6 protein-coding genes are annotated in these 5,270 nt (G+C 37.8%); 2 read left to right on the forward strand and 4 right to left on the reverse strand.

Annotated features, from left to right (window positions below; translation table 11 throughout):
* Window positions 1–153: 153 nt before the first annotated feature.
* From J7J10_01215 to J7J10_01230, 4 genes are all read right to left on the reverse strand, one after another.
* Window positions 154–1,455 carry a TRAP transporter large permease gene (locus J7J10_01215; protein ID MCD6129563.1) on the reverse strand — a complete coding sequence of 434 codons (1,302 nt, stop codon included), beginning with the start codon at window positions 1,453–1,455 and terminating at the stop codon, window positions 154–156.
* Window positions 1,452–1,862, reverse strand: coding sequence for a TRAP transporter small permease (locus J7J10_01220; GenBank protein MCD6129564.1), 411 nt, complete (start codon window positions 1,860–1,862; stop codon window positions 1,452–1,454). Before J7J10_01220 ends, J7J10_01215 begins: the two co-directional genes overlap by 4 nt.
* An 86-nt stretch (window positions 1,863–1,948) precedes the next feature.
* Window positions 1,949–2,977, reverse strand: coding sequence for a TRAP transporter substrate-binding protein (locus J7J10_01225; protein ID MCD6129565.1), 1,029 nt, complete (start codon window positions 2,975–2,977; stop codon window positions 1,949–1,951).
* A gap of 80 nt (window positions 2,978–3,057) precedes the next feature.
* A complete protein-coding gene (locus J7J10_01230) occupies window positions 3,058–3,348 on the reverse strand; it encodes a hypothetical protein (protein MCD6129566.1) in 291 nt (96 codons plus the stop codon).
* A 162-nt stretch (window positions 3,349–3,510) separates the two neighbouring features.
* Here J7J10_01230 and J7J10_01235 point away from each other — a divergent pair, with 162 nt between their 5' ends.
* Both J7J10_01235 and J7J10_01240 read left to right on the forward strand, forming a co-directional pair.
* Window positions 3,511–4,149, forward strand: coding sequence for a phosphoribosyltransferase (locus J7J10_01235; protein ID MCD6129567.1), 639 nt, complete (start codon window positions 3,511–3,513; stop codon window positions 4,147–4,149).
* Window positions 4,150–4,232: 83 nt separating this feature from the next.
* Window positions 4,233–4,997: a fumarylacetoacetate hydrolase family protein gene (locus J7J10_01240; protein MCD6129568.1), complete on the forward strand. Its 765-nt coding sequence runs from the start codon at window positions 4,233–4,235 to the stop codon at window positions 4,995–4,997.
* The last annotated feature ends 273 nt before the right edge of the window (window positions 4,998–5,270 follow it).

Raw genomic sequence — 5,270 nt, forward strand, 5'->3', positions numbered from 1 at the left:
TGCTTGACACGGAATCTGGAGTCTGGATTCCCGCATTCGCGGGAATGACACAAATCACAGATTTGGTCGTAAAAACTGGAGGTTTTTATGACACAAAACGCTGCAAGCCGCAGGATTTACCCCCCCACTATATGTAATAAAATATAGATACTATTATTTCATCAATCCTGGCAAGAATAGAGAAATTTGGGGGAAAAGAACCAGGAGCAATGCGCATAAGAGCAGGGATAGCAAAAAAGGAAAAGCGCCTTTAAAAATAGTTTCTAACGGAACACCTTTCGCAATACCACTTACTACATAAACATTTACGCCCACCGGAGGTGTAATAACCCCTATCTGTGTTACAAGAACAATAACCACTCCAAACCAGATAGGATTATAGCCCATCGCCATAACAACCGGATAAAAGATGGGAATAGTTAAAAGAATGAGGGCCAAAGCATCGATAAAACAGCCTAAAACGAAATAAAGTAGGATAATAATTATCATAATAAGGCCATGCGGTAAGGGAAGAACAGTTACCCAGTTAGCTAAGGTGAAGGGAAGGCGAGTAATAGCCAAAAAATGGCCAAAAATAGTCGCTCCAGCTACAATCATCAATACCATACAGGAGGTTTTTGTACTTTCCAAAACAGCCTGTATGAATTTAGACCAGGTCAAGTTTTTTCTTAATACAGACAGCAAAATAGTTCCACCTGCTCCTATAGCACCTGCCTCTGTAGGAGTAAAGAATCCGGCAAACAATCCTCCCATTACTAACAAAAACAAAAAAATGCTTTCAGCTACACCAATCAGCACATCCGACTTTGCGCATCCAAAATCATTCTGTTTATAAGGAGCTACACCAGGCTTTAGTTTCACCCAAACACAAATGGTAACAATGAATAAAAGAGCTATCAAAAGTCCTGGAACAATGCCGGCTATAAATAGCTTGCCAATAGATTGTTGGGTCATAATACCATAAATAATGAAAATGACGCTGGGGGGTATCATGATCCCTAAACTACTGCCTGCGGCAATGGTTCCTGTGGCTAATTTCATACCATACCCATATCTTTTCATCTCTGGTAATGCTACAGCTGTCATGGTTGCGGCAGAGGCGTTGGTTGAACCGCAGATAGCAGCAAAACTGGCACAGGCACCAATAGTGGCTATAGCTAATCCCCCGGGTAAATGCTTGGATAAAATATGAGCAGCATCATATAAGCGTCGGCTAATACCAGCATGAAATGCAATTTGCCCCATGAGAATAAAAAGGGGAATAACGGTAAGGTTGTAAGAACTAAAAACACCAAATATATCTTTAATAACTATTCCTAAGCCTGCTTTAATAGAAATTACGCAACTGAAACCAGCAAACCCCAAAAGAGCCATAAGGAATCCTACTGGCATACCAGAAAAAAGAAAAAGAATAAGTAAGACTATCCCTACAATACCAACAAAGGTGTTCACTATTTTGCCTTCTCTTTTTTAAATAGCAAAATTAAATCTCTTAAATAAACGAGCATTACTGCAAAAGATGAAAAAGCAATTCCATATAAAACAGGGAAAACAGGTAGCCGGATGGTCATGGAAGTCTCGTGACTTACTTTAAGATCGTAACCATAAGCAATTCCAGCATAGGTTATAAATCCAAACAGGCACAGAGCTAACAAGTCTGCAAGGATACGGGTTGTTCTTTTAAAATGTACGGGAAAATGGTTAATTAAAACTTCCACACTTACATGTTTTTTATCCAAGGTGGTTTGAGGAAGGGCAAAGGCACTCACTATGGCTCCCAAAAAGCCCACAATTTCATAGGCGCCTAAGATGCTATGACTGAAGATACGCAAAACCACATCAATACAAACAAGTGCTGTCATTAAAATTAAAGCTATACCTGCAAAGATGTTAAGAGTCGAAGAAAACCCCTTCACAAAGCGAACAAAGCCCTGCAATTTTTTTCTCTTTATTGACTGCCGGATTTTTCAATAAGGCTCTTTATGGTTTTTACATATTCATCTCCGGGCAGCCCTTTGGCTTTGGCTTCCTTGATATATTCATTGATCACCGGCCTTACCGCTTTTACCCATCGGGCACTTTCTTCAGGACTGAGTTCAATAACTTTATTGCCCATACTCAAACTATACTCATATCCTTCTTCGTCACTTTTATCCCATGCTTTTCCATGTTTTACAATCCATTCTTTACTTACATCTGAAAATATCTTTTTAACATCCTCTGGCAGAGATGCCCATTTTTGTTTATTCATGACAACATACATTCCTGTAGTATAACCAATATTCTTGCAATCAATGGTATACTTTATCACCTCAGCCTGCCGCCAACCCTTTAAGGTTTCAACAGGAGTAAAGGTTCCATTTACTACACCCCTTCTTAAAGCTTCATATGTATCGCCCTGTCCCATTGCAACTGGCACCGCTCCCAACGCCTTAGCTACTTTGGCACTAAATCCTGTACATCGTATTTCCATTCCCTTTAAATCTTCCATTTTATGAACAGGTTTTCTGGTATGAAGCACTCCTGGTCCGTGAGCATGGAGATAAAGCACTTTAACTTCTTTAAGTTCTTTTGGCTGAAACTTTTCATAAAATTTATTGACAGCCAATGTTGCTACCTCGCCGCTTGGATAACCCAAAGGTAAATCAATTGCCTCCATAGTAGGAAACCTGCCTCTGGTATAAGCAAAACAAGACATTCCTATATCAGTAATACCTTTTAAAACTCCATCATAAATTTGTGGGCCTTTTAACAGGGTTCCACCCGGAAAGTAGCTAATTTTCACCCTCCCATTGGTTCGTTTTTCAATCTCCTTAATCCATGATTCCGCTAATTGAGACTGTATATGAGTGGGCGGAAAGAAATTGCTATAGGTTAACTCTATAGACTTATCAGCACCATCTGCTGCATATCCCTTAAGACCAAAAAAACATGATACTGCCAAAATAACAGCCACTATAAACCACAACTGTTTCATTCTTTTCATTTTAATTCCTCCAGCTTAAGATATGTAGCAAGATACAATGAATAAGATAAAATTTCAACAACTTTTAATATTCAAGAATTGCCAAAGCGGGTCCGTGCTTGTTGTATATGGGGTGCGTAATTTCTTCCTTTTAAATAAGGATTATTTTTCTCAATAGGTGTTTCAAAAAGATAAACCCAGGCACAACTATTTCTTAAAGGGCAATGTTTACAATTTCTGCCTCTAAAGATGCAGGATACCCTCTTTAAAGCAACACCAAATGCACTTCTCAATATCAATCCTGAAAAATCTGGCAAATAGTGTTTTTCATTAAATTTCAGTGAAACAATGAATTTTCTAACAGGCAACTTAAAACCATACATATTAAACAGGAAACCTTCTTACATCCATTTTTATCATGATCCCCTATAAGATTATTGCTGAATATTGTAGCTTATATATGATATAAATTAAAGATGATTAATAAAATAGTTGTGGTTACTATTTAAAAAATCAATTGACAATGGAAAAATATTACAAAAAATATGTTTGAAGATAGAAAAGATGCAGGCAAGAAGCTGGCTAAAGCTTTAGAAAAATATAAGAATAAAGGTGTTTTAGTTCTGGCAATTCCAAGAGGCGGGGTTGAAGTAGGATACCAGATTGCCAAATATTTAAATGCAGATTTTTCTATTTTGATATCGAGAAAACTGCCTTTTCCATATAATCCAGAATCAGGATTTGGTGCAATTGCAGAAGATGGAAGCACATTTATCTTTGAGGATGCTGAAAGATGGCTTTCTAAACAAACAATTGCTGAAGTTGTAAAAGAGCAAAAACAGGAAATCATAAGAAGGATAGCAGTATTGAGAAAAAATAAGCCTTTGCCGGAGATTACAGACAGAATTGTTATATTGGTTGACGATGGCATTGCTATGGGTTCTACTATGCAAGCGTCTATAATGCTTTGCAAAAATAAGGGAGCAGGAAAAATTATCGTAGCAGTGCCTGTTTCAGGAGAAGATACGGCAGAAGAGATAGAAAAAATAGTAGATGAAATAGTAGTTTTGGAAAAACCCAAATTTTTTCAAGCAGTAGCCCAGGTTTATAGAAATTGGTATGATGTCTCAGACAAAGAGGTATTGGAAACTATGGAAAGATGGAAGCATAACAATGTGAATTAATAGTTTGTTCACAGGTATAAATAGTTCTGGAAAAAATTCTCAAATAATATAAAAATATATAGAAATATGTAAGAGGAGATGTTATGAAGTTCGTGAGATTTGAAAAGGACGATAAAATCAGCTACGGTGTTTTGGATGGAAAAAATATTGCAGAAATTTCAGGGCAACCTTTTGAAAAACCTTTAATATACACCAAAAAGATATATAGCCTTGAAGAGGTAAAAATCCTGAGTCCGGTTACGCCCTCAAAGATTATAGGCATAGGCTTGAATTATGCTGAACATATAAAGGAAATGAAAGATAAAAGACCTGCTACACCGAAGATATTTATGAAACCTTCCACCAGTGTTATAGGAACAGGTGAGACAATCATATATCCAACCCATATGTCAAAAAGAGTTGATTATGAGGGGGAACTGGGAATTGTTATAGGAAAAATCACTAAAAATGTAGGTGTAGAGGAAGCTAAAGATTGTATATTCGGGTATACTATTGTCAACGATGTAACTGCAAGAGACTTGCAAAAGATGGATGGAGTGTGGACCAGAGCTAAGGGTTTTGATACCTTCTGTCCTATAGGAAATGTGGTAGAAACAGATATAGATCCCTTAAATCTTCATATTGTTACATATATAAACGGAGAGATAAAGCAAGATTCCTTCACATCTCATATGATATTCAATGTTTATGAGCTTGTCTCTTATGTTTCTAAAATCATGACGCTTTTACCGGGTGATGTGATAGCGAGCGGAACACCAAAAGGCGTAGGTCCTCTCAATATAGATGATGAGGTGGAAATTTCTATAGAGGGCATAGGAACTCTCAAAAATAGAGTGAAGAATGCCTAAAAACTGAATGCCGTGCCTGCCATGCCTGCGCAGACAGGTGAAAACGGGAATCCAGACTCCGCTCTTCTTGTCATTCCCGTGAAAACGGGAATCCAGACTCCGCATCAAGTGCGGAATGACAGGAGAAAGAATGTCATTCCCGCACGTTTTTCTGTCATTCCCGCGCACGCGGGAATCCAGATTCCGTGTCAAGCACGGAATGACAAAGGGGGCACAATCCAGAGGCTAATATTCTTTTTACTTTTTGAGTGAGCAAAAAGTAAACAAAAACTC

This window comes from Deltaproteobacteria bacterium (genome assembly GCA_021159305.1).
GTDB lineage: Bacteria > Campylobacterota_A > Desulfurellia > JAGGSF01 > JAGGSF01 > JAGGSF01.